Raw genomic sequence first — 22,614 nt, forward strand, 5'->3', positions numbered from 1 at the left:
TAGGGTGCGCCGCCCGCCATGCCACTGCTTTCGCTCGACGACGTCACCCTTCGTTATGCCTCCAGCGGTACCGCCGCGGTGGACGGCCTGTCCCTGGCGGTGGAGCCCGGCGAGGTGCTGGCGCTGCTGGGCCCGTCGGGGTGTGGCAAGACGACGACGCTGCGGCTGGTCGCGGGCTTCGAGCGCCCCAGCGGCGGCACCGTCACGTTGGAGCGCCGCACCCTGGCCGGCTCCGGCGCCTTCGTTCCGCCCGAGCAGCGCAGCGTGGGCATGGTGTTCCAGGACTACGCGCTCTTCCCGCACCTGTCCGTGGTGGAGAACGTGGCCTTTGGCCTCACCGCGATGCCGCGCCAGGAGGCCCGTGCTCGCGCGAGCCACATGCTGAAGCTCTTCGGCCTGGAGGGCTTCGAGTCGCGCATGCCGCACGCGCTCTCGGGCGGGCAGCAGCAGCGCGTGGCGCTGGCCCGCGCGCTGGCTCCAGGTCCGCGGGTGCTGCTGCTGGACGAGCCCTTCTCCAGCCTGGACAGCGCGCTGCGGGCCTCCACGCGGATGGAGGTCCGGCGGGCGCTGAAGTCGCTGGGGGCCACGGTGATGCTCGTCACGCATGACCAGCAGGAGGCCATGGCCTTCGCGGACCGGCTGGCGGTGATGCGGGCGGGCAAGGTGGAGCAGGTGGGCACGCCGGAGGCCGTCTATGCCACGCCGCGCACGGCCTTCGTGGCGTACTTCCTGGGCGGCACCAATCTGCTGCCGGGCGTGGGCTTCGGCAATGGCGCCCGGACGCTGCTCGGCATCCTCCCGGTGACGGGCGCGCCGGCGAAGGGCAACGTGCTGCTGTCGCTGCGGCCGGAGGCCATGCGACTGGTGCCGGACACGGATGGCGTCGCGCTGGGCGGCGCGCTGCGAGCGGAGGTCCTGACGCGCGAGTTCCAGGGCCCCGCCGCCGAGTTCACCGTGGCCTGCAACGGCCTGGAGCTCACCGTGCGCGGCGCGCCGGACCTGCCGCTGCGCGCGGGCGACCGGGCGAGGCTGGAGGTGGTGGGCCGGGCCATGGTGCTGGAGGACACTCCGGACTGAGCCTGGCTGTCCTCCGGGCGGCCGGACGGCATACGCTGGGTATGGGCTGGGGCCGCAATCACCCGGGCCCCTCGTGCGTAGAGGTAGGTATGAACATCGCAGGCCTTCGTGGAATGGGGAGCCGTTTCTTCCGGTACGTGCGCGACCCGCACGTAGCGCTCTGGCGGAAGCTCGCCGGGGTGATGGCGGTGGTCTACTTCCTGTCGCCCGTGGACGCGGTGCCGGACATCATCCCGGTGCTCGGCTGGTTGGATGACCTGGGCGTGTTGTCCGCCGCCGCCTTCTTCATGGTGCGCGAGGTGCAACGCCATCAAATCGTCGTCGCGGGAGAGGATGCGCAGCCGGGTGTCGCCGCCCCGGCGCGCAGCAAGACTGTGTAGGTCGCCGGGCACTCCCGTGACGCGGGGTGAGAGTGCCTTGTCGGGCCCCGGGCACCCGTGGTTTGTGCGCCAGGAAGACTGCTGCACGGAGCCTGGATGTCCGGTTCGCAAGGAAGGGTCGTTCTCATCACCGGTGCCTCGTCCGGCATCGGCAAGGCGTGCGCGGAGCTGCTGAGCGCGCGGGGCCACACCGTCTACGGCACCAGTCGCCGCCCCGTGGAGGCCGCGCCGCCGGGCTACCGGATGCTGGTGCTGGACGTCACCCAGGATGACTCCGTGCAGCGGGCCGTGGAGACGGTGCTGGCGCGAGAGGGCCGCATTGACGTGGTGGTGAACAACGCGGGCCATGCGCTCGCGGGCGCCGCCGAGGACACCTCCATCGAGGAGGCGCGCGCGCAGCTGGACGTCAACTTCCTGGGCGTGCTGCGCATGTGCAAGGCGGTGCTGCCGTCGATGCGCGCGCGGCGCTCCGGCCGCATCATCCAGGTCAGCTCCCTGGGCGGGCAGGTGGGGTTGCCCTTCCAGTCGCTCTACAGCGCCAGCAAGTTCGCCCTGGAGGGCTTCACCGAGGCGCTGCGCCAGGAAGTGGCCGAGTTCGGCATCGAGGCGACGCTGGTGCAGCCCGGAGACGTGCGGACGCACATCACCCAGAACCGCGTGTGTGTCGCCAGGGCGGGCGAGGGCTCCGCGTATCAGGAGCGCTTCGAGGCCGTGCTGAAGGCCATCGAGTCCGGCGAACGCGAAGGCCTGGCCGCCGAGGACGCGGCGAAGAAGGTGCTGGAGGTGATGGAGCGCGGTGCGCCTCGCGTGCGCTACCCGGTGGCCCAACTGGCGCAGCGGGTGGCGGTGGTGGCGAAGGCCGTGCTGCCCTCGCGCACCTTCGAGCGGATTCTGATGTCCATCTACGGCCTGCGTCGTCGCTGACCGCGGCTAGAACCGGCCCACCATGGACACGCCCGTGCCCCCACGCGATGTGGTGAGCGGTGCCAGCGTCACCTGGGGCGCGTCCGGGAGGTCGAAGTTCCGGGTGAGGTACGTGGTGAGGGCCAGTCCGCCCAGCACGCCAATGCCGCTGCCCAGGAGGATGGCGTCTCCCGCGTCATTGCCCGCGGTGAGGTAGACGGCGCTCGCGCCCACCATCCCGCCGAGGATGCCGCCCGCGTCGATGAGGAGCATGCGGCCCCGGGACACCGGCACGTACTTCGACAGGATGGCCATCGACAGGATGCCCGCGGCCGTGGCGCCCAACTCGGCGGCGAAGAAGCCCCGCGTGTCATTGCTGTCCGAGGTCGCCAGGAACAGCGCCGTCACCACGCCGGCCCAGAGGCCGCCCGAGTTGGCCAGGGACACCTGCCCCGAGGTGGGGCTCACCAGGTGCGCCAGCAAGACGCCCACGCCGGTGAAGCCCGCCCCGCCGAGGATGGCGGCGCCCAGGGCATTGTCACCCTCCAGGTCGAAGGCGAGCAGCGTCGCGACACCAAACCAGAAGCCCCACACGGTGCCGGAGTTGATGACGGCGGCCTGTCCATCCGTCACGCCGCCCCGGGTGAGCAGCCACGAACTGGCGGCGCCCGCTCCGGCGCCCAGCAGTGACACCGCGGCGTAACCCTGGCCGCTGCAATCACCGATGGCGCACAGGAGCACCCCTTGGGCCGCGCCGTGCAGCGTCTGCACCACGACGAGCGAGGCACGCGCGGCGCTGGAGCGAGGCGCTCGTCCCACCTCACGCGCGGCGGCGGTGGCCAGCCGCCCCCCGGGCACGAGCCGGGTCCGGGAGAGCCGGGCCAGCTCGGTGGCATGGGGGTGCTGCGGACAGGCCGCGAGCACCCGCTCGAACAGCGCCAGCGCCTTCGCGTCGTCGCCGCTCACGAGCGCGTCGAAGCCCGCCGAGTAATCCGCCTCGGAGCCAGGCGCACAGGCCTCGGGCGTGGACATCAGGGGCGGCGAGGTGACCGCCTCCGGTGCAGTGGCCTCGGGCGAGGGCGGAGCCTCCGGGGACTGCGCGGCGAGCGTGGCAAGCAGGAGGAGCGTGGCGAGCGTCATGGCGCCCGGCACTGTATGCGAAGCGCGGCGGCGGCATGTGTCAGTCATGCCGCCGTCTGTTCGCGGTGCGTCAGCGCGCGGCCAGCGTGTCGACGTGCTCGCGCAGGGCCACCTCGTTGCCCAGCCGGCCGGTGAGCCCGGCCAGCGGCTTCGCGGCCTGCTCGATGCGGCCCCGGGTGCGCGGCCCCGCGGCGGCCAGCCACGCCACGCCCAGCGCCAGCTCCGACACCTGGGCATCGCTGCTCAGGCCGGCGGCCAGGGACAGCAGGGCCTCCACCGCCTTCTTCACCTGCGCGCCGTGCAGCGGGTGGCTGCTGGTGATGCCCTCGCGCAGCAGCGTCAGCAGGGCCAGCGCCGTGGCGCGTGCCTGCCGCACGGGCTCGGAGCCTTCGCCGGTGCCGTCCCAGAGCCCGTTGGCGAGCTGCCTCGACAGCAGGCTCTCCGCGCCCATGTCGACACCGCCCTCGGCCGCTGGAGCCTCCGCGGGGTACGCGGCGGACGCCTCGGCCTCCGCCTCCTTCAACGACTCCGAGACCGGCGCACCGTCAAAGAAGCGGGAGAGGATTCCTCCCTTGCTGCGCTTCTTCATGACGTCGGCCTTGCTCTGCTCTCGCCGCTCGCTCCTCATGACCATCCAGTCCGTGCCGTCGTCAGCGGCATCACTGGAGGGCACGGCGGGGGCGGGTGCAGGGGCGGGCGGGGCCCCGGCAGTGGTGCTGCGCCTCACCTCAATGAGAGGCCGTGCACCCGTCGGCCTGGGGAGGGTCGCGATGACCGGGGCCCCCGGAGGAGGAGGCGGCATGCCGCCCCTGGCGGCCATCCGTCCGCGCCGGGGAACGGCGCCACCGATTCCAGCCTCGTCCTTCTTCGCGCCGAACATGTCCCAGCCCGCGGGTGCCTCCACGGGGATGACGCGCGTATGGGCCTGTCCAGACGTGCGCCGCTCGCCCTTGCGCTCCTCCACCACCACGAACGAGGTGTACCGGGTGACAAGCTGGTGCGCGACGGCCAGCTCGACGATGCGCTGCTTCATGGACTCCGCGCGGCGTCCGGTGAGCTGCGCGGCCTCCCAGCCCCGGATGCGCTCGGCGGCCCACAACTTCTCCACCGCCGGCCGGTCCGACACCGCGGGCAGGTCCACGCGGACGGTGAGCGAGAAGGGCTCTCGGCCCGAGCGCCCCCGCAGCGTCACCGTGCCCGTCCCGGGCGAGGCATAGCGGCCCAGCAGCGTCCAGGGCACGCCATCCACCAGGGGCGGGAGCTCGGCGGGCGCCAGCTCCACACACTCCACGCCGTCGAAGCGGACCTCCAGCTCGGTGACACGCGGCGCCAGCGCGCGGGAGAACTGCGCCACCACCTTGTCGTCGATGCGCTCGCCCGGGTGGATGAACTCCACGTCGCCGCCCGTCTGCTTCGCCAGGTCCCGCAGCAGCACGTCGCTGACGTTGGTGCCGATGCCGAACGAGTACACCCGCGCCGTCTTCCGCGCCGCGAGCACCTCGCGGAGGATTTCCGACTCGTTGCCTACCTGTCCGTCCGTGAGCAGCACGATGACGCCGTCGGGGGCCGCCTGCACCGCGGCGCGCATGGGCGCGAGCAGCTCCGTGCCGCCATTGGCGTCCAGCGCGGCCACCCAGCGGTCCGCCTCCTCGAGCGTGCGCTGCGTGAAGGGCACGGGCTCGGGCTGGAATGAGCGGAAGCGACTCTCGAACGCGATGACGTTGAACCGGTCGCCCTCGCGCAGGTGGCGCAGGCACAGCCGGAGCGCGGCCTGGGCCTGGGGCAGGCTCTCACCGGCCATGGAGCCGGAGACGTCCACGACGAGCACCACCTCCTGCTTGGGCGGCGCGGAGGCCATGGCCAGCAGGTCCGGCACCACGGTGAGCGCGAAGGTGCCCGGGCCTCCCTCCGCCTTGCGGTGGGTGACGAGCGGCGTGAACACCGCGCTGCTGTCCGAACTGCGCAGGCTCAGCACCAGGTCGCGGTCCAGGGACACCTCGCCGCGCGAGAAGCCGACGCGCACGCGGGTGCCTTCCTCCCGGGTGGTGGTGATGGCGTGGGACGGGCTCTCCACCACCACCTCGCGGCCCAGGTCCACGAGCAGGTCCATGCGCAGGCCGTAGTGCACGTTGCCCACGGGCGGAGTGATGCGGTCCGCGTCCGGCACCTGGCCCGTGGGCTCCGCGCTGCCGTGGCCGGTGCGGTCGCCCGTGGTCGCGCCGGGGATGTAGCGAGGCGCCACCAGCGTGGGCAGCATCCAGCGCACGCTGCCTTCCTCGGCGGTGACGGCCTGGAGGAACTCCACCTCCACCACCGTCTCCTCACCGGGCAGCAGGTTGCCCACCTGTGCGGTGAAGACGTTGCGGCGCTCCTCGTCCAGCAGCGCCGCGCCGTGGCCCGCGGTGACCGCATCGTCGTAGGTGCGGAAGGCCTCTTCACGCTCCCGCACCACGCCTTCGATGCGCCGCCCGGCGCACGTCATGGAGAAGGCGGAGAGGGTGCCATCGGAGGGGAGGGGGAAGGTGTAGACGGCCTCCACCGGCTGGTGCTCGTCGTTGCGATAGCGCTGGCGGACGCGCACGCGCGCATGGCCGCCGAGGAGCTCGCCCGTGACTTCAACACCCTGGAGGGGGACCTGCGTGCCGTTGCGCGTGTACAGCCCAGCCTTCTCGTGGGTCATGGCTTCTCCTTTTCCTGAAATTCCGCGATGAGGGCGCGAACGCGTTCCGCGAGCGCCCGGGTCTTCGTGTCCGCTGCTTCCGAGACGTGCAGCTCCAGCCCTGGGAGCAGCGCCCAGCGCTCGTAACGCTTCAGGCCCGTGGCCGGGTCTGGTGGCGCCACCACGGCGGGCCCCGGCGCCGGCTGCGCGTACACCGGGGGCGTGGGGGTCGCGTCCGAGTCGGCGAGCTGGCGCAGCTCATCGAGGCTCAGGCGCTGCAGCTCCGCCTGGATGGCATCCAGGGGAAGGAACCGCGCCTGTAGGACGCGGATGGCCTTGAGCCGCACGAGGTGCGCTTCCCCGTACACGGTGTCGGGCCCCCGGAAGGGGGGCGCGGGGAGCAGGCCGCGTTGGACGTAGTAGCGCACCGTCCGCGGCGAGACGCCCACCGCCTCGGCCAGCTCCGTCAGCTTCCATTCGCTCTGTGTCTTCGGCGTGCTCACGGTTCAGACAGTACGACTCGACATTTGTGGTGTCAAGTTGCCACTGGTGAGTTGTCAGCAGCGGTGGCGGGGGAGGTGCGCGGAGGTGTTGCGTCAGTCGGGGTGGGGTGGAACAGAGGAGGGCATGAGCGGCAGACGCAGCTCCCCGAGGCCCTGCCGGTGGTGACCTTCGCGGTGGGTGTGGTGCTGCTGGGCGCGACGGCGCTGCTCGTGCTGGCGTCGCTGCGGCTGAGCCGGCGGGCCATCAAACTGGAGCGGCAGGAGCTCTTCGACTGACGGCGCTCAGGACAGGCCGCCCGCGGGAGGCCCCTCCTCTTCTTCCTCGGTGTAGCGCCGGTCCTCGTGCCCATCGTCGGCCTGCTCCAGGCCGGCCTTCACGCCGCTGAGCGTGCGCAGCAGGTCCAGCGGGATGGGCAGGATGGTGTGGTTGCCCCCGGAAGTAATCTCCACCAGCGTCTGGAGGTAGCGGAGCTGGAGGGTGGCCGGGTAGCGCCCGAGGACCTTGGCGGCCATGGAGAGCTTCTCGGCGGCCTGGTGTTCGCCCTCGGCGGCGATGATTTTCGCGCGGCGCTCGCGCTCGGCTTCGGCCTGCCGCGCGATGGCTCGCTGCATCTCCGAGGGCAGGTCGATGTGCTTCACCTCCACGTTGGACACCTTGATGCCCCACGGGTCGGTGCGTGCGTCGAGCACCTGCTGGATGTCCTGGTTGATGCGGTCGCGCTCGGAGAGGAGCTGGTCCAACTCCACCTGGCCCAGGATGGAGCGCAGCGTCGTCTGGGCGAGCTGGCTGGTGGCATAGAGGAAGTCCTCCACCTGGAGCACGGCCTTGTCCGCGTGGATGACGCGGAAGTAGACGACGGCGTTGACCTTCACGCTGACGTTGTCCCGGGTGATGACGTCCTGCGGAGGCACGTCGCGGGTGACGGTGCGCAGGTCGATGATGACCATGCGCTCCACGAAGGGGATGAGCCAGCGGAAGCCCGCGCGTTTGAGGCCCACGAAGCGCCCGAGCCGGAACACCACGCCGTTCTGGTACTCGTTGACGATTCGCACCCCGGAGATGAAGAGCAGGAACACGATGGCGACGGGGATGAGCACTCCGAGCAGTCCTGACCATTGCATCATGTCGGTACCTCGTCGACGAAGAGGGTGAGTCCTTCCATTCCCCGCACCACGACGTGCGCGCCGGAGCGGATGGGTGTGGCGGAGGTGGCGTGCCAGCGCTCTCCGTGGATGAACACCTCGCCGCGCTCCGGTGTCACCGGGGCCAGGGCGGTGCCGCGCTCCCCCACGAGCCCCAGGTCGCCACCTCGCTGGGGAATCCGCCGCGTCTGCGCGCTCCGGTAGGCGACGTAGGCCGCCGCGCCCGCCAGCGCCACGGTGGTGGGCACCAGCCACGTCCACGACACGTGGAAGGAGCGGTCCACGAACCACTCCGGGTCGAAGCGGTCCACGAGGAACAGGCCGCCCAGGCCCAGCACCACCACGCCCGCGGCGCCGAGCAATCCACTGGCGACGAACAGCTCCGCGATGATGAGGGCCGCGCCCACCAGCATCAGCAGCACCGCGCCCGCGCGCACCGGCAGCGCGGAGGACGCCACCAGCGCCAGGACGAGCGCCACCGCGCCGATGAGCCCCGGGACGATGGCGCCCGGGTGTGACAGCTCCACCACCAGTCCCAGCGCGGCCACCAGGAACAGCAGATAGACGATGCCGGGGTTGGCGAGCGCGTGCACGGCGCGCTGGGACAGCGTGGGCTCCAGCGTGACGAGGTGTGCATCCCGGGTGGAGAGCCGCACGGACTCGCCACCCGCCACCGTCACGCGCCGCCCGTCCACTTGCGCGAGGAACTCCGCCTCGGTGGGCGTGACGTACTCCACCACGCGCAGCGCCCGCGCGTCGTCCGCGGACACGCTGACGCTGTCGCGCACGGCGGAGGCGGCCCACTGCGCGTTGCGGCCCCGCTGCTGGGCGATGCTCTCCGCGAACGCGACGGCGTCGTTCTCCACCTTGCGAGCCAGTTGCTCGCCGCCCACGGCTTCCGGGGACTGGCCGGAGGGGCCCACCACCGGATGCGCGGCCCCGATGTTGGTGCCCGGCGCCATGGCCGCGACGTTGGAGGCCAGGGCGATGAAGACGCCCGCGCTGCCCGCGTGTGCGCCGGAGGGGCCGACCCAGACGAGCACCGGGACCGGTGACGAAAGGAAGGCCCGGACGATGTGCCGTGTGGCCTCCAGCGAGCCGCCGGGGGTGTCCAGCCGGACGAGCAGCGCGTCATGTCCCGCGGCCTCGGCGCGCGCCACGCAGTCGGACAGGTAGCCGCTGGTGCCGGCGTCGACCACGCCCTCCAGGTCGCAGCGCGCCACGGTGGGCTGGCCGGTCGTCGTGGGGGCCTCGGCCGCGGACGCGAGCAGGCCCGCCATGAGGACACACAGGAGGGCCGGGCCCGCGAGTCGCCATCGTGCCCGTGCGTGCATCTCACACCCCCTGGAGGCTGGCGGGGTTGAAGGAAACAGGGACGATGCCGCGCTGGGGCAAGGGCCGCACGGCGGCCAGGTGCTTGAGCAGCCGCAGGTGGTCCCTCAGCAGCCGGGGCATGAGGAAGTGCTGACGCACATGCTCGTGTCCGCGCGCGCCCAGCAGCCGGGCCTCGTCGGGACGGCGGAGCAGGTGGAGCATGGCCTCCGCGCACTCCTCCACGGTGTCCACGAGGAAGCCGCCGGTGCCCTCGGGCATCTGGATGGGAATGCCGCCCACGCGGCTGCCGACGACGGGGGTGTTCTTCCACAGCGTCTCCGCGACGACGAGCCCGAAGCCCTCGCGCAGGGACTTCTGGACGACGACGTCGGAGAAGGCCTGGAGCGCGTTGACCTCGATGTTTCCCACGCCGACCAGGTTGGTGAGGATGTGGATGAGGCTGTCGCCCGCGGTGGCGGCGCGGAGCTCTTCGTACACCTCCCAGCCCTCCGGGTCGTCCAGGGCCAGTGAGCCCGCGAGCGCGAGCTGGAGGTCGGGGACGTGGGGGCGCACGCGCTGGTAGGCGCGGACGACGCCGAGCGGGTCCTTCCACCGGTCGAAGCGGCTGACCTGGGTGATGAGCGGCCGGTGGGTGCGGATGCCAATCCACTCCAGCACGTCGCGCGCGAGTGACTCATGCAGCGGGTGGTTCTTGGGGCTGAGCGGGTCGATGGCGGGCGGGTAGATGCGGACGTCGGAGATGGGGAGCCGCGGTGGAATGAACTCCCGCAGGGTGAAGATGGCGGCGTCGTAGGCGTGCAGGTAGGGCGACAGGAAGTCCCAGAAGGCCGGGTTGGGGTGCGAGGTGTCGATGTGGCAGCGCCATATCCAGCGCGCATCGAGATGGGGGGTGAGCGTGGCGAGCACGGCGGGCTGCGGGTCATGGACGAAGACGAAGTCGTAGTTCTCCGAATCCGAGACGAGCCGGTGGGCGTTGAGCTGGGCGTTGGCCAGGTAGGTGGCCTTCTCGGCCTCGGTGAGCTCACCGGGCGCGCCTTGCAGGCCGTTGTGGATGCGCTTGGTGACCTGGAAGAAGGTGTCGTCGCCGTGGATGAGCTTCCAGTCCGTGACGAGGCCCAGGTCGTTGTAGAGCGGGACCAGGGAGCGGAGGATTTCGGAGACGCCGCCGCCGTAGGGCGTGGCGCTCAGGTGCATGCACCGGGCCCCGCGCAGGTCCTCGGAGAGCCGGTGCAGTTCGTCGAGGATTTCGTCAGGAGCAATCCCGCGATAGGTGGCAAGCGAACGCTTGCCGACGTCGACGACGTCCAGCATGGCCTCGGCCTCCCAGGTACGCGCTCCAGGCAACGGTGCGCATGGGACGCGGCATCATCCCGCGCCCTGTGCCCGCCAGGCTGCTGTCCGGCGCTGGGGGCAAGCGCCCGAAGCTGTGCCCGGGCATCCGCTGGTGGACGTTCGCTGTCGTCGACAGATTGTCGCTGGAGGGCACGCTCCCTAGGGTCCGTCCGCAACTCGATTCGGTAAGGAGGCTACATGCGTCGTGCCGTTCTCATTGCCCTGGGCGTGGTGGTTGCCGCGCTTGCCTGCAAGACCACGCAGCCCGAAGGAACGGAGGACAGTCGGCCTTTGATGGGCCCGGACCAGATTCGTGAGCCCGTGCAGACCGTGGCGGATTCCCCCGCTGGCCCCGCGACGCCCCTGCCGGATATCGACGCGGGCACGCCGGAGACCGACGCGGGCACGTCGGAGACGCCGGCGGAGTAGGAATGGTCAGCCCGCGCGGAAGATGCACACGGCGTCCACCACCGCCACAAGCACGGACTGGCAACGCGCGGCTACGGCCGCCCCCGGCGGGAAGAAGAACCCGCTGCCGCTGGGTGCGGTTCCAGGCCGCTCCACAGGACGGCCACGAGCGACTGGACATGGGCCTTGCGTCCTTCACGGCGAGGCTGGCCGTTCATCGTCTCGAACATGGCCACGCTGTGCACCGCCGCCATGAACCCCTGGGCCGCGGCGGCCGGCTCCACGTGGGCAATGCGCCCCTCGTTCCGCCACCGGACCATCCGCGCGGTGAGCGCCTCTTGGAGCTGCATGAACGGTAGTCCCCGGTGCCACTTCGCCAGCGTGGGCCGGTCCAGCGAGGGATGGGTGATGACGTGCAGGAGCGTCGGCATCAGCTCCACGAAGTAGGCCGCCAGCCGTCCCGCGACCTCTTGCAGGTGGGCCTTCACATCCTCGGGGGACGGCGTGCCGAGCAGCTTCTCCACGTCGGCCTGGGGGGGCGTCATCGCCGCCACGAAGAGGTCGTCCTTGGAGCCGAAGCGCTGGTACAGCACGGCCTCGGAGATGCCCGCCTCCTGGGCAACCGTCCGTGTGGACACCGCTTGCCCCTTGTCCCGGAAGAGTCGCTCGGCGATGCGGAGGATGTCGGCATCATCAATGGTCTTCGTCCGGCCCACGTCAGCTCCCTGGCATCGCACGGACAGCGCACCCCGCCGCCCCTGGCGAGCATGAGCCTCGGGAGGGACGGCGGCAAGGGCAGCGCGACCCGGCCTCTCACCCCTGTGCTGGCGGGGAGAGCGGGCCCGTGTGTCCCCAGACCCGCTGACCCGGAACCAGCGAGGCGGTGCCCTGCACCTCGACGAAGACCTCGCGGATGCGGACATCCGCCCTCGCCGTCGGCGTCTCCGTGGTGAGCCCGCGCCGCCCCATGATGGGGGCCAGCCGGACCACCCGGCCCTCCGCAAGACGTGCCCCGCCATCCGTGTAGAGGACACACGGCATGCCCACCTCCACCCGGGGCGCGTCGATTTCATCCACCTCCAGCCGCACCTGCATGCGGGAGGTGTCGCCCAGCACGAACAGCGCCTGCGGACCCTGGGTGTAGAGCTCGCCCGGCTGGAACCGACTCCACAACACCGTGGCGGCCAGGGGCGCGAGGACCTGACGGCGGGCCAGCGCCGCTTCGGCCTGCCGCAGCCGCGCACGCGCTGCCTGCAATCGCTCCTGCGCCACCTTCCGGTCCTCCCTCCTGGGGCCCCGCTCGATGGCCTGGCGCTTCGCTTCGGCGGCGAGCGCCGCCGCTTCAAGCGCCCGGGCCTCGGACGTGGCTCGCTCGGTGTCCGCGGCGGCGGTGGTGCCCGCCGCCTTCAACCGGAGGGCCCGCGCCGCATCCACGGCGGCCTGCTTCGCACGCGAGGCGGCCGCTTCGTGCTCCGCCCGGGCCTGGGCCCGCTCCTCGGAGGTGGCGCCCCGCTGGTAGCGCTCGGCCACGGCCTCGGCCTCCGCGAGCTCGGCCCGCGCCAGGGTGATGGCGTGCCGCTGGGCTTCGTCTTCCAGCCGCGCGAGCACCTCGCCCTGCGTGACGGGCTGTCCCTCGTGGACGAGCACCTCGGCCACGCGCCCGGACTCCTGGGCCGCCAGTTCCACCGCCCCGCCCCAGGGCTCGACGATGCCGGGGGCCACCACGCGGTGGACATCCATGGGCTGGACGCCTCCACCTGCCGGGCCCGACACCACGCTGTCGCGCTCGACAGGAGGCGGGCCGTGGCAACCCGACGCCAGCAGTCCGAGCACTCCCGCCGCCGCGACTCCAAGACGATGCGTCTTCCTCATCCGTGTACCTCCCGAGCGGAGGGGTCCGCCCTCTCATGGACATGCCCGTCGACGACCTCGACCAGGCGGTCCGCGATGGCGAGCACCCTGTCGTCATGCGTGACGACCACGACGGCACGTCCCAGGTCCGTGGCGAGGCCCTTCAGCGTGTTCAGGACGGCCTTGCCCGTCACCCCATCCAGCGAGGCCGTGGGCTCGTCACACAGGATGACGGGCGCGTCAGTGACCAGCGCACGGGCGATGGCCACGCGCTGCTGCTGACCTCCCGACAGGAGCCGGGGCTTCGCCGCCTCGCGGTCTGACAGGCCCACCCGGGCCAGCGCCTCGCGTGCCCGTGCTGCCCGCTCCCGGGCTGACGTGCCGCGCAGAAGCAGCGGGAGTGCCACGTTGTCGAGCGCGCTCAGCCCCGGCATGAGGTTGAACTGCTGGAAGACGAAGCCCACCCGCTCTCTCCGCAGGAGGGCCAGCGCATCGGGACTTCCACCCGACACCGTCCGCCCGTCGAGCACCACCTCCCCTTCCGTCGGCGAGAGGACGAGCCCGAGGAGGCTCAGCAGCGTCGTCTTCCCGCTACCGGACGGGCCCATGATGACGAGCACCTCGCCGCGGCGCACCTGGATGTCCGTGGGATGGAGGGCCCGCACGGCAAGCGGCCCCGTACCGAACAAACGGCCGACACCGCGACCTTCGAGGACCACCTGGGAGGAGGAAGTGCTCATGGCTTCAGCCCCGGAAGACGATGGCAGGGTCGATGGCGAGCGCGCGGCGCACCGCCGCCAGCGACGCGAGCGTGCAGGAGGTGAGGGACACCGCCATGACACCGGCCAGCATCCACGGCGGGGCCAGCATGGGCGCCTGCGGGGCATGCGCCTTCACGAAGAAGAAGGCCAGGAGGCCCACCCCGGCGCCCACGGCGAAGAACAGCCACGCCTGGGCCAGCAGCAAGCGGACCAGGTCCTTGCGCGTGGCCCCCAAGGCCTTGAGCGTCCCGTAGTCCCGAAGGCGGTCGACCACGGACGAGTAGAGGGTGATGGCGACGATGACGGAACCGATGAACGCGGCCACCGCCGTGCCCATGCCGAAGACCATGCCCACCGGCGTGCGCCGGAGGAAGTGACGGACCTCCATGGCGCTCAGCTCGCCGCGGGTGACGACGAGCGCGTCGGGGATGCGGGCCTGGAGCCGCTGGCGCACCGTGACGGCGTCCTCTCCGGGGGAGACGCCGGTGGCCACGAAGGTGATGCGGTCCTGGGGAAACTGCGTATAGGCGCGCGCGTCATCAAGATTCGCGAAGACGTAGGTGTACGAACTGTGCGGGTCCACCTTGTCGAAGAAGCCGGCGACGAAGGCCGTCTTCCCGTCGATTTCGAGCCGCTCGCCCGGGGCTGGGAAGGCAAACGCGGGCCGGGCGCTCCAGGAGAGGAAGACGCGAGCGGGGCCTCTCAGGGACTCACGCTGCGTGCCGTCCACCAGCGTCCGGGCCAGCCCCGCGTAGCGCGGTGGCTCGACGCCCACCACCTTCACCAGCTCGCGGACGCCGTCCGGGCGGGTGATGCGGCTCATGCCCTGAATGACGGGCGCGGCCCAGGCCACGCCGGGAGTGCTCGCCACCTCGGCGACGCGGGTGGCGGGCAGCGAATCGGTGATGTCCGTGTTCTCGGTGGCAGCCGAGGCGACCCAGATGTCCGCGTCTGTCCCATCCGCGAACGCAGAGACGAGGCTCAGGATGCCCAGCAGGATGGAGAGCTGCTGGGACATGAGGAAGACGGACACGACCACCCCCACGAGCGTCCCCAGGCTCTTGGCGGGGACATCGAGCAACATCTTCAGGGCAAGGCCGAGCATTCGCATGGAGGAGCGCCGTGGGAGAGCTGCCGGGAGACCCGGTCGGCAATAAATAAGCGTGCGCTCGCTTATTGTCAACGAGCCACCGGGAGGTGAGCGGCTACTCGCGTCGGGCGCTCACACCTCCTCGGGTGGCTTCACGCGACGGAAGGGTTCGTGTTTCCCTTGGGCTTTCCTCCGGGGGAGCACACCTTCATTCCAGCCACCATCTCCACCGCGGTCGGGCTGGCGATGGATGACTTCTTGCCGAGGGGCGCGAAGCCGCCCAAGGAGGGGGCCTGTGTTCAAGAAGGCCTTGCCCTGGATGTGGGCGCGACGTACGCGGTCGATGTAGACGGCTGGCGCATCCTGGCCGTTCAGCGGTGAGGCACGCGGAAGGAGTCACGGTGCGGGCGACAGTCTACCTGGCGGAGCGGGTGTGGACGCTGGATGCGGCGCGGCCCCGGGCCCAGGCGCTGGCGGTGCGGGATGGGCGGCTGCTGGCCGTGGGGACTCGCGAAGAAGCGGAGGCCGCCGCCGGCCCGAATGCGCGCCTGGTGGACCTGGGCGCCGCCACCGTGGTGCCGGGCCTCGTGGACGCGCACGCGCACATCCACGGGCTGGGCCGGAGCCTGACGACGGTGCGGTTGGAGAAGGCGGGCTCGGTCGATGAGGCCCTTCGCCGGCTGACCGAGGCGCCCGCCTCCAGCTTCCAGGGAGACTGGCTGCTGGGACGAGGCTGGGACCAGAACGAGTGGCCCGGTGGCGCCTTCCCGGGCCGCGAGGCGCTGGACGCGCGCTTCCCCTCGACGCCCGTGTTCCTCACCCGGGTGGACCACCACGCGGCCTGGGTGAATGGCGAGGCCCTGCGGCGCGCTGGCATCACCCGCGCCACGCCGGACCCGGAGGGAGGCCGCATCCTCAAGGACGCGCACGGCGAGCCCACGGGCGTGCTGGTGGACAACGCCATGGACGGGGTCGCCGCCGCGATGCCTCCGCCTTCCACCGCGCAACTGGAGACACGGCTGCGGGCCGCGTTGATGCGTTGCGCGCAGGTGGGGCTGACCGGCGTGCACGACGCGGGCATGGAGCGGGAGGCCTTTCGCGTGCTCCATGCCTGGGACGCCGCGGGCACGTTGCCGCTGCGCGTCTACGCGATGGCGGCGGGCCAGGGCGACGAGCGGCACGCATACCTCGAGCAGGGGCCGTGGCAGGGGCGGATGCTGGCGATGCGCTCGGTGAAGTTCCTGGCCGACGGCGCGCTGGGGAGCCGGGGCGCGGCGCTGCACGAGGACTACTGCGACGAGCCAGGACAGCGGGGCTTGCTGCTGCTGCCACCCGAGGAGCTCGCCGCACGCGCCCAGGCCTTCATGTCCCGGGGCTTCCAGGTGTGCATCCACGCCATTGGAGACCGTGCCAATACCTTGGTGCTGGACGTGCTGCTGCGCGGCGCCGAGGTGACGGGCACGCAGGCGCTGCGGCACCGCGTGGAGCACGCGCAGATTCTCCGGCGCGAGGACATCCTCCGCCTGGGGGCCGCGGGGCTGGTGGCGAGCGTGCAGCCCACCCATGCGACCAGCGACATGCCGTGGGCGGAGTCGCGGTTGGGCCGCGAGCGGCTGAAGGGCGCCTATGCTTGGCGCAGCCTGCGCGACGCGGGCGCGCACCTGGCGCTGGGCAGTGACTTCCCCATCGAGAATCCGGACGTGCTGGCGGGGCTGTACGCAGCGCGCACGCGGCAGGACGCGGCGGGCTGGCCCGAGGCCGGGTGGATGCCGGAGGAGCGGCTGACGGCGCGCGAGGCGCTGGAGGGCTTCACCACCGGGCCCGCCTGGGCCTCCTTCGACGAAGCCCGACGCGGCAGGCTGGCCCCGGGGCTGGACGCCGACTTCGTGGCCCTGTCGGAAGACCCGTTGGAGGGGCCCGCCTCGGCGCTGGTGCAGGCCCAGGTCCTCGCCACCGTGGTCGCTGGCGCGGAGGTGTACCGCGCGCCGTCCGTGGCTTGAGCGCGGCGGGCCTCCCGGCTCACTCGCTGAAGATGTGCGAGCGCGCCGCCTCGGCGATGGTGACGACTGCGGGGTGGCGAATCTTCCGCTCGACGGTGATGGCGTAGAAGCAGGTCTCGATTTCGTCGGTGCGCCCGATGACGGAGCAGTTGAACTGCCGCTCCACCTCCGCCTCGATGGCGCTGGGCATGGCGAAGACGCCGTGCCCGCGCTGGCCGAAGGCCTGGAGCAGCGCGCTGTCATCGAAGTCCCCCGCGATGACGGGGCGCAGGCCCTTGCGCTCGAACCACAGGTCCATGGAGCGGCGCGCGGAGGACTCGTCCGACGGCAGCAGCACGGGCGCTCCGTCCAACGACTGAGGGAAGTTCTCCTTGAGCGCAAGCAGCTTCCCGGCCGCGAAGAAGGACACGCCGCACTTGCCGAGCAAGTGGTTGAACGAGCGCACGCTCACGGGCTCCGAGCTGGGCGCATCCGCGAGCACCACGTCCAGCTCATGCAGGGCCAGTGAGGCGAGCAGCTGCGGCAGGGGGCCTTCGCGGCAGATGATGCGCAGCGATGGGCCCGCTTCGAGCGCGGGCTTGAGGAGCTGCTCGGCCACCAGCTTGGGGATGACGTCGAGCACGCCGACGTTGAGCCGCAGCTGCTGTCCAGGCGGCAGGCCGGAGACGACGTTCTTCAGCTCGTTGCCCAGGCGGAAGATTTCGTCCGCGTAGCGCATCACCGTGCGGCCCACGTCGGTGAGCACCAGCTTGCGGCCCTGGCGCTCGAACAGCTTGTGGCCCAGCGACTCCTCCAGGAGCTTGAGCTGGCTGCTGATGGTGGGCTGCGCCAGGTGCAGCTCCTCGCCCGCCTTGGCGATGCTGCCCGCCCTCGCAACCGTCCAGAAGTACAGGAGGTGGTGATAGTTGAGCCAGCTCATATCCATAGAGATAGCCGAAGTATCACCGTTAAACTACCTAATTTTCTTATGGAGTCCGAACCTTTAATTTCCTCTGCGTCGCGCCGTCGTGTGGGCGCGTCCAACCGGAGGAGGTCCATGGAAACCGTCAGCCTGAACGTGTCCTTTGAATCCCCTGAGCTCGTGGTTGCGGCCGAGGTCGTTGAAGCGCGCGTCCGTGGGCACCTGGAGCTGGTGCGGCGGTTGGCGTGGAAATACCGGTGGACCGGCCTGTCGATGGACGAGCTCGTGGCGGAGGGCAACGTCGGGTTGATGGAGGCGGCGGGGCGGTTCGAGGAGCGCGGGGTGCCGTTCGCGGCCTATGCGAGCCAGTGGATTCGTGCGCGCATCCGCGCCTACGTGGGCCGCAACTGGAGCATGGCGGGCGGCCGGGCGCCGTGGGTGGTGTTCCAGCTCCGGCGTGAGCGGGCGCGGCTGGAGGCCCGGTGGGGGGAGGGCCACCCGGAGGTGGAGCGGCGTCTGGCCGAGGCCCTGGGGAAGCGGGAGGAGGAGGTGGCCCGCGCCATGGAGGCGCTGTCGCGGGACGTGTCGCTGGACGCGCCGGTGTCGCCGGACTCGGAGGTTACGCGGCTGGAGGGGCTGATGGCGGACGCGGACTCGCAGGAGGACCTGGTGGACCGGGCGAAGTGGGCGCGGCGGCTCCGGGCGAGCGTGGACGCGGCCTGGCCGGAGCTGGACGCCCGGGAGCGCGCGCTGGTGGAGGAGCGGATGCTGGCGGAGGACGGGGTGAGCGCGGAGCTGCTGGCGCGCCGCTTCGGGGTGACGGCGGTGCGCATCCGGCAGATCGAACAGGGCCTGCGGGTGAAGCTGCGCCACAGGCTGACGGCCGGTCTCACGTCCTGGGACGGGGAGGCGATGTCCCTGGCGGCCTGACGCCTGCCCGCCCGCGTGGCGGAGAATGCTGTTGACGGAGGAGGGAGGGGCTCGCTATGAAGGCGCCGTTCCGCGCGGTGCCCCTTACGCCCAGGTAGCTCAGTCGGTAGAGCAGGGGATTGAAAATCCCCGTGTCGGTGGTTCGATTCCGCCCCTGGGCACTCAGCGGACATGAAGGCCTCTGGACCCAAAGTCCAGGGGCCTTTTTCGTTTCCGGCGCCGCGCCTGGACAGATGTGCCGCGCGGCCCCAGGTTGTGTCCAGTCCCGGGAGTGGAAATGACACGGGCACGACCTGGTGGGTGGGGATAAATACCGCGGATGCTTGAAGTGGCTTCGGGGAATGCCCGCTCCACGCTGGGGCGGTGGCTGACGGATGCCCTGCTCCGTGAGGAGGCGGGTGAGGACCTCTACGAACAGGGCAAGGACCTGCTCGCCCGGAAGCGGGTGCTGTCCGTCCAGGCGTGCGGGGACGTCGTCGAAGGGACGGTCGCCGTGGGGCGCCCAAGGCCGTACTCGGTCCGAATCTCGGCGAGCGGCGAAGGGGACGTCTTCTCCTGCGAGTGCGCCGACTTCCTGGCGCTGTCGTTCTGCAAGCACCTCGTGGCCGTGGGGCTCGCCTGGCTGCGCCAGCCGGACAAGGCGCCTGTCACCGAGCGGCCCGCCACCAGCGCCGCGCTTCAGGCCTGGATGGAGGCGCACCAGGTGACTCACGCGGGGGGGGACCCCCTCAGTGTGCTCGGCTCCCATCTGCCCGAGGCGCTCCGGCGGCATGGGGCCCTTGAGCGCCTGTCGAACACCTCCATCGGGACTGTCCTGGGGAGCGTCGTCGCCCGTGGCTACCTCAACGCCCATCACCGGGCCCTGCTGGAGGACGCGGCCTGGGGCCATGTGTGCAGGGAAGCGGAGCGGGTGCGCCAAGGCTTGGAGCGGGAGCAGGACGCCGCGCCGCGCCCTCCGCTCACGGACGTCCGGCTGAAGCCGCTGATGGAGGCGCTCGTCCAGGAGCGTGAGCGCCTGCGCGCGCGGGTGCCTCCTCGCGTGCTGGAGACTCCGCCGGCCATCCTCCTCCGGGAGCGCCCCGCGCGGCTGCTCGTGTCGGAGACGGGCGCGTTGCCAGCCCACCCCCTGCTCTCCGATGCGCACTTTCAGGGCGTCATCGTGGAGCCCCATGCGCTGCTGGATGGCGGGCCGGGGGTCCGCTGTCGATGTACGCGGGACTCCGGCGCCGGCTGCGTGCACGCGCTCACGGCGCTGGACGCGGTGCTGGACTCGCTCGGCGAGAAAGCCGCGGCGCCGCGCAACGCACGGCTGGCGGAGCTGCTCTATGACGTCCCCGGGCAGTACATCCTCGAGAGGCTGGAGGCCGCTTCGCTCGCGACTCCCGTCGAAGACGCGCCCGCGCCCGAGTCACAGGTGAGCTTCCGTCTGGAGCAAGGTACCTCTCTCGCCTTCACGCTCCGCGCCTACCTTCACCGGCCGACGAAGACGGGGAAGCTCTCCAAGGGGACCCAGGTGGGCTGGAGGGACCGGCCGGCGGCGCTCGCCCTGCTCACCGCTCCCGGTGAGCGCGAGGCGCTGGCCCTGGTGGAGGCGAGCGCCTCGTTGGCGTCCTCGGGGTTCAGCTTCAATCCGTCCGCGGAAGAAGGACATTGGGTGCTGCTGCTCCAGGCGCTGCGGGCGTTGACCCATAGCGCGCGGCTGCACCTGGCGGAGCGTCCCGACGTGCCACTCCAGGTCCGCGAGGCTCCGCTGGGCTTCCTCTTCGAGGAGCAGGACGACGGGACGCTGCGCGTGCGCCCCGCCGTCGAAGGCGCCGCTGTCCAGGTGGGGGACCTGCATCCGCCCACGTCCGCGGCGAGGACGTCCCAGCCGTGGCTGCTGTTGGAGCGGGAGGTGCCTCGCGTCACCCTGCTCGCCGTGGCGCCGGAGGCGGCTGAGCTGCTCACGACGCTGCGCGAGACGGGGGCGCGGCTCCCAGCCTCCGCGCGGGGCGACCTGCTGACGCGGCTGTCCGGGCTGGAGGCCCGCGTGCCGTTGACGCTGCCGTCGTCAATGGAAGGGGCGGAGGTCGAGCCAGAGCGGGGCCTGTGGGTCCGGCTCCGTCCCGTGGGCGAGGAGGCGCTGGAGGGCACGGTGCTGGCCCGGCCGCTCCGGGAGGGGCCGCTGCTCGTGCCTGGAGAAGGCGCGCCCGTGGTGCGCGGGGTGCGGGGCCGCCAGCGCGTCCGGGTGTCGCGGAACCTGGCGGCGGAGCGCGCGGAGGCCGCCGCCCTGCTGGAGCGCCTGGGGCTGCCTCACGGCGCCCACCGCTTCACGCGGGGCGATGTGGCGTCCAGCCTGGCCTTGCTGGAGGCGCTGGCGCCCCTGGACGACGGGGAAGGGGTGCGAGTGGAGTGGGCGCAGCAGCAGCCCTGGCGGGTGTCCAGCACGCCCGACGCGTCGGCGCTGCGGGTGCGGGTGGGGAGCGGGCAGGACTGGTTCGGCGTGGAGGGAGAGCTGAAGGTGGACGGCGAGCGCGTGGCGCTGGCGGTGCTGCTGGAGGCCGTGCGCCGCCGCAGCCGCTACGTCCGGCTCGGGCCGGGGCGTTGGATGCGCCTCACCGATTCGCTGCGCGAGCGGCTCGCGCCCCTGGCCGACCTGACCTTCCCCACGCGCAAAGGGCTGGAGGTGAGCGCGGCGGCCGCGCCCGTGCTGGACGGACTGGAGGAGGCGGGCGCGCGGGTGCAGGCCCCACCGGACTGGCGCAAGCTGGCCACCCGCATCCGGGAGGCGCAGGCGTCGAAGGTAGCGGTTCCCCGGAAGTTGAAGGCGGGACTGCGGGACTACCAGCGAGAGGGCTTCGTGTGGATGGCGCGGCTGGCCTCATGGGGCGGTGGCGCGTGCCTCGCGGATGACATGGGGCTGGGGAAGACGCTCCAGGCGCTCGCGCTCTTGCTGCACCGCGCGGCCGAGGGCCCGGCGCTGGTGGTGGCGCCCACCTCCGTCTGCTTCAACTGGGCGCGCGAGGCGGCGCGCTTCGCCCCCTCGCTGCGCATCCATTCCTACCGCGAGTCGGAGCGCGAGGCGCTGCTGGAGGCGCTGGGGCCCGGAGACGTGCTCGTCGCCAGCTACGGCCTGCTGGTCAAGGATGCGAAGCGCTTCGCGGATGTGTCCTTCGCCACCCTGGTGGTGGACGAGGCCCAGGCGGTGAAGAACCCGGACACCGCGCGCGCCCGCGCCCTGCGTACCGTGAATGCCGACGCGCGCGTCGCGCTGACGGGCACGCCCGTGGAGAACCGCCTGTCGGAGCTCTGGAGCCTCTACGCGCTGCTCTTCCCGGGGCTGCTGGGCAGCCGTGAGTCCTTTCGTTCACGCTTCGCCGTCCCTATTGAACGGGACAGGGACGCGGGGGCCCGGGACTCGCTGGCGCGGGTGGTCCGGCCCTTCCTCCTGCGCCGCACCAAGGGTGAGGTGGCGCGCGAGTTGCCAGCGCGAATCGAGACGGTGGTCTCCGTGGCCCTGAGCGCGGGCGAGCGCCGGCTCTACGACGACGTGCGGCTGGCCGCGCTGGCGCAGGTCGGGGAGGCGCCAGGGATGGACGCTCGCTTCGCGCTCCTGGCCGCGCTCACCCGGCTGCGGCTGGCCGCGTGCCACCCGCGACTCGTCGACGAGGACTCAGTCTTGCCGTCCTCCAAGCTGGAGCGGCTGCTGGAGCTGGTGGACACGGTGCGCGCCTCCGGGGGACGGGCGCTCGTCTTCAGCCAGTTCGTGAAGCACCTGGCGCTGGCGCGCGAGGCGCTGGCGGCGCGAGGCGTGTCCATGCAGTACCTGGATGGGCAGACACCGCCGGCGGAGCGGCAGGCGCGCGTGGAGGCCTTCCAGGGGGGGCAGGGTGACTTGTTCCTCATCTCACTGAAAGCGGGCGGCACGGGCCTCAACCTCACCGCCGCGGACCACGTCATCCACCTGGACCCCTGGTGGAACCCCGCGGTGGAGGACCAGGCCACGGACCGGGCGCACCGCATCGGTCAGACGCGCCCCGTCACCGTGTCCCGGCTCGTCTCCGAGGGGACCCTGGAGGAGGCCATCCTCGCGCTCCACGCGGAGAAGCGCGAGCTGGCCGACAGCCTCCTCTCCGGGGCGGACGGGGGCGCCGCGCTTTCTCCCGAGCAGCTGCTGGCGCTGCTGCGCTTCGGCGCGGCTGGGGGAGCGTGACGGGGCGGT

Annotated in this window: 20 protein-coding genes and 1 tRNA gene; 10 read left to right on the plus strand and 11 right to left on the minus strand. The window is 71.8% G+C overall.

Annotated elements, in window-relative coordinates; all coding sequences use genetic code 11:
• The first annotated feature begins 18 nt into the window (after positions 1–18).
• From KGD87_RS30615 to KGD87_RS30625, 3 genes are all read left to right on the plus strand, one after another.
• Positions 19–1,077 carry an ABC transporter ATP-binding protein gene (locus KGD87_RS30615; RefSeq protein ID WP_284664484.1) on the plus strand — a complete coding sequence of 353 codons (1,059 nt, stop codon included), beginning with the start codon at positions 19–21 and terminating at the stop codon, positions 1,075–1,077.
• An 89-nt stretch (positions 1,078–1,166) separates the two neighbouring features.
• Positions 1,167–1,457 carry a YkvA family protein gene (locus tag KGD87_RS30620; protein WP_502887969.1) on the plus strand — a complete coding sequence of 97 codons (291 nt, stop codon included), beginning with the start codon at positions 1,167–1,169 and terminating at the stop codon, positions 1,455–1,457.
• A gap of 96 nt (positions 1,458–1,553) precedes the next feature.
• On the plus strand, positions 1,554–2,381 hold the full coding sequence (locus tag KGD87_RS30625) for an SDR family oxidoreductase (protein WP_284664485.1): 828 nt from the start codon (positions 1,554–1,556) through the stop codon (positions 2,379–2,381).
• A gap of 6 nt (positions 2,382–2,387) precedes the next feature.
• Here KGD87_RS30625 and KGD87_RS30630 read toward each other — a convergent pair whose 3' ends face one another.
• The 3 genes from KGD87_RS30630 to KGD87_RS30640 form a co-directional block, all read right to left on the minus strand.
• On the minus strand, positions 2,388–3,500 hold the full coding sequence (locus KGD87_RS30630; RefSeq protein WP_284664486.1) for a hypothetical protein: 1,113 nt from the start codon (positions 3,498–3,500) through the stop codon (positions 2,388–2,390).
• A gap of 70 nt (positions 3,501–3,570) precedes the next feature.
• Positions 3,571–6,180, minus strand: coding sequence for a VIT domain-containing protein (locus KGD87_RS30635; RefSeq protein WP_284664487.1), 2,610 nt, complete (start codon positions 6,178–6,180; stop codon positions 3,571–3,573).
• Positions 6,177–6,662 carry a MerR family transcriptional regulator gene (locus KGD87_RS30640; protein WP_176423731.1) on the minus strand — a complete coding sequence of 162 codons (486 nt, stop codon included), beginning with the start codon at positions 6,660–6,662 and terminating at the stop codon, positions 6,177–6,179. The genes KGD87_RS30635 and KGD87_RS30640 overlap by 4 nt, the downstream gene beginning before the upstream one ends.
• Before the next feature lie 102 nt (positions 6,663–6,764).
• Between KGD87_RS30640 and KGD87_RS30645 the strand changes: the two genes are divergently transcribed.
• Positions 6,765–6,938, plus strand: coding sequence for a hypothetical protein (locus KGD87_RS30645; RefSeq protein ID WP_284664488.1), 174 nt, complete (start codon positions 6,765–6,767; stop codon positions 6,936–6,938).
• Positions 6,939–6,944: 6 nt separating this feature from the next.
• On the opposite strand, the gene KGD87_RS30650 is transcribed toward KGD87_RS30645, so the two are convergent.
• The 3 genes from KGD87_RS30650 to KGD87_RS30660 are packed head-to-tail and all read right to left on the minus strand — an operon-like array spanning position 6,945 to position 10,451.
• Positions 6,945–7,784, minus strand: a complete 840-nt coding sequence (locus tag KGD87_RS30650) for a slipin family protein (RefSeq protein WP_284668712.1) — start codon at positions 7,782–7,784, stop codon at positions 6,945–6,947.
• Positions 7,784–9,139 (minus strand): NfeD family protein, encoded by a 1,356-nt coding sequence (locus KGD87_RS30655; RefSeq protein ID WP_284664489.1) that lies wholly within the window; start codon positions 9,137–9,139, stop codon positions 7,784–7,786. Before KGD87_RS30655 ends, KGD87_RS30650 begins: the two co-directional genes overlap by 1 nt.
• 1 nt (position 9,140) lies before the next feature.
• Positions 9,141–10,451, minus strand: coding sequence for a glycosyltransferase (locus tag KGD87_RS30660; protein ID WP_284664490.1), 1,311 nt, complete (start codon positions 10,449–10,451; stop codon positions 9,141–9,143).
• Between the two features lie 219 nt (positions 10,452–10,670).
• On the opposite strand from KGD87_RS30660, the gene KGD87_RS30665 reads away from it, so the two are divergent.
• Positions 10,671–10,901, plus strand: a complete 231-nt coding sequence (locus KGD87_RS30665; protein WP_284664491.1) for a hypothetical protein — start codon at positions 10,671–10,673, stop codon at positions 10,899–10,901.
• A 71-nt stretch (positions 10,902–10,972) separates the two neighbouring features.
• On the opposite strand, the gene KGD87_RS30670 is transcribed toward KGD87_RS30665, so the two are convergent.
• The 4 genes from KGD87_RS30670 to KGD87_RS30685 all read right to left on the minus strand — a co-directional run bounded on the left by KGD87_RS30670 (position 10,973) and on the right by KGD87_RS30685 (position 14,603).
• The gene (locus KGD87_RS30670; protein ID WP_284664492.1) at positions 10,973–11,596 is read right to left on the minus strand and encodes a TetR/AcrR family transcriptional regulator; all 624 of its coding nucleotides are present in this window, start codon (positions 11,594–11,596) and stop codon (positions 10,973–10,975) included.
• A gap of 97 nt (positions 11,597–11,693) precedes the next feature.
• Complete coding sequence (locus KGD87_RS30675; protein WP_284664493.1) at positions 11,694–12,752, minus strand: HlyD family secretion protein; 1,059 nt, start codon at positions 12,750–12,752, stop codon at positions 11,694–11,696.
• Positions 12,749–13,471 (minus strand): ABC transporter ATP-binding protein, encoded by a 723-nt coding sequence (locus KGD87_RS30680; protein WP_284664494.1) that lies wholly within the window; start codon positions 13,469–13,471, stop codon positions 12,749–12,751. The genes KGD87_RS30675 and KGD87_RS30680 overlap by 4 nt, the downstream gene beginning before the upstream one ends.
• 4 nt (positions 13,472–13,475) lie before the next feature.
• Entirely contained in the window at positions 13,476–14,603 is a 1,128-nt protein-coding gene (locus KGD87_RS30685) for an ABC transporter permease (RefSeq protein ID WP_284664495.1), read from the minus strand.
• 150 nt (positions 14,604–14,753) lie between these two features.
• On the opposite strand from KGD87_RS30685, the gene KGD87_RS30690 reads away from it, so the two are divergent.
• Both KGD87_RS30690 and KGD87_RS30695 read left to right on the plus strand, forming a co-directional pair.
• Positions 14,754–14,963, plus strand: coding sequence for a hypothetical protein (locus KGD87_RS30690; RefSeq protein ID WP_284664496.1), 210 nt, complete (start codon positions 14,754–14,756; stop codon positions 14,961–14,963).
• A 20-nt stretch (positions 14,964–14,983) separates the two neighbouring features.
• Positions 14,984–16,582 carry an amidohydrolase gene (locus tag KGD87_RS30695; RefSeq protein WP_284664497.1) on the plus strand — a complete coding sequence of 533 codons (1,599 nt, stop codon included), beginning with the start codon at positions 14,984–14,986 and terminating at the stop codon, positions 16,580–16,582.
• Positions 16,583–16,601: 19 nt separating this feature from the next.
• On the opposite strand, the gene nhaR is transcribed toward KGD87_RS30695, so the two are convergent.
• Complete coding sequence (nhaR, locus tag KGD87_RS30700) at positions 16,602–17,501, minus strand: transcriptional activator NhaR (protein WP_284664498.1); 900 nt, start codon at positions 17,499–17,501, stop codon at positions 16,602–16,604.
• A gap of 117 nt (positions 17,502–17,618) precedes the next feature.
• Between nhaR and KGD87_RS30705 the strand changes: the two genes are divergently transcribed.
• The 3 genes from KGD87_RS30705 (at position 17,619) to KGD87_RS30715 (ending at position 22,605) form a co-directional block, all read left to right on the plus strand.
• On the plus strand, positions 17,619–18,413 hold the full coding sequence (locus KGD87_RS30705) for a sigma-70 family RNA polymerase sigma factor (RefSeq protein WP_284664499.1): 795 nt from the start codon (positions 17,619–17,621) through the stop codon (positions 18,411–18,413).
• Between the two features lie 88 nt (positions 18,414–18,501).
• Positions 18,502–18,574: transfer RNA gene (locus KGD87_RS30710), tRNA-Phe, on the plus strand.
• 158 nt (positions 18,575–18,732) lie between these two features.
• The gene (locus KGD87_RS30715; RefSeq protein ID WP_284664500.1) at positions 18,733–22,605 is read left to right on the plus strand and encodes a DEAD/DEAH box helicase; all 3,873 of its coding nucleotides are present in this window, start codon (positions 18,733–18,735) and stop codon (positions 22,603–22,605) included.
• Positions 22,606–22,614 lie beyond the last annotated feature (9 nt).

The sequence above is a fragment of the Myxococcus sp. SDU36 genome (assembly GCF_030168875.1).
In the GTDB taxonomy this organism is placed as follows: Bacteria; Myxococcota; Myxococcia; order Myxococcales; family Myxococcaceae; genus Myxococcus; species Myxococcus vastator.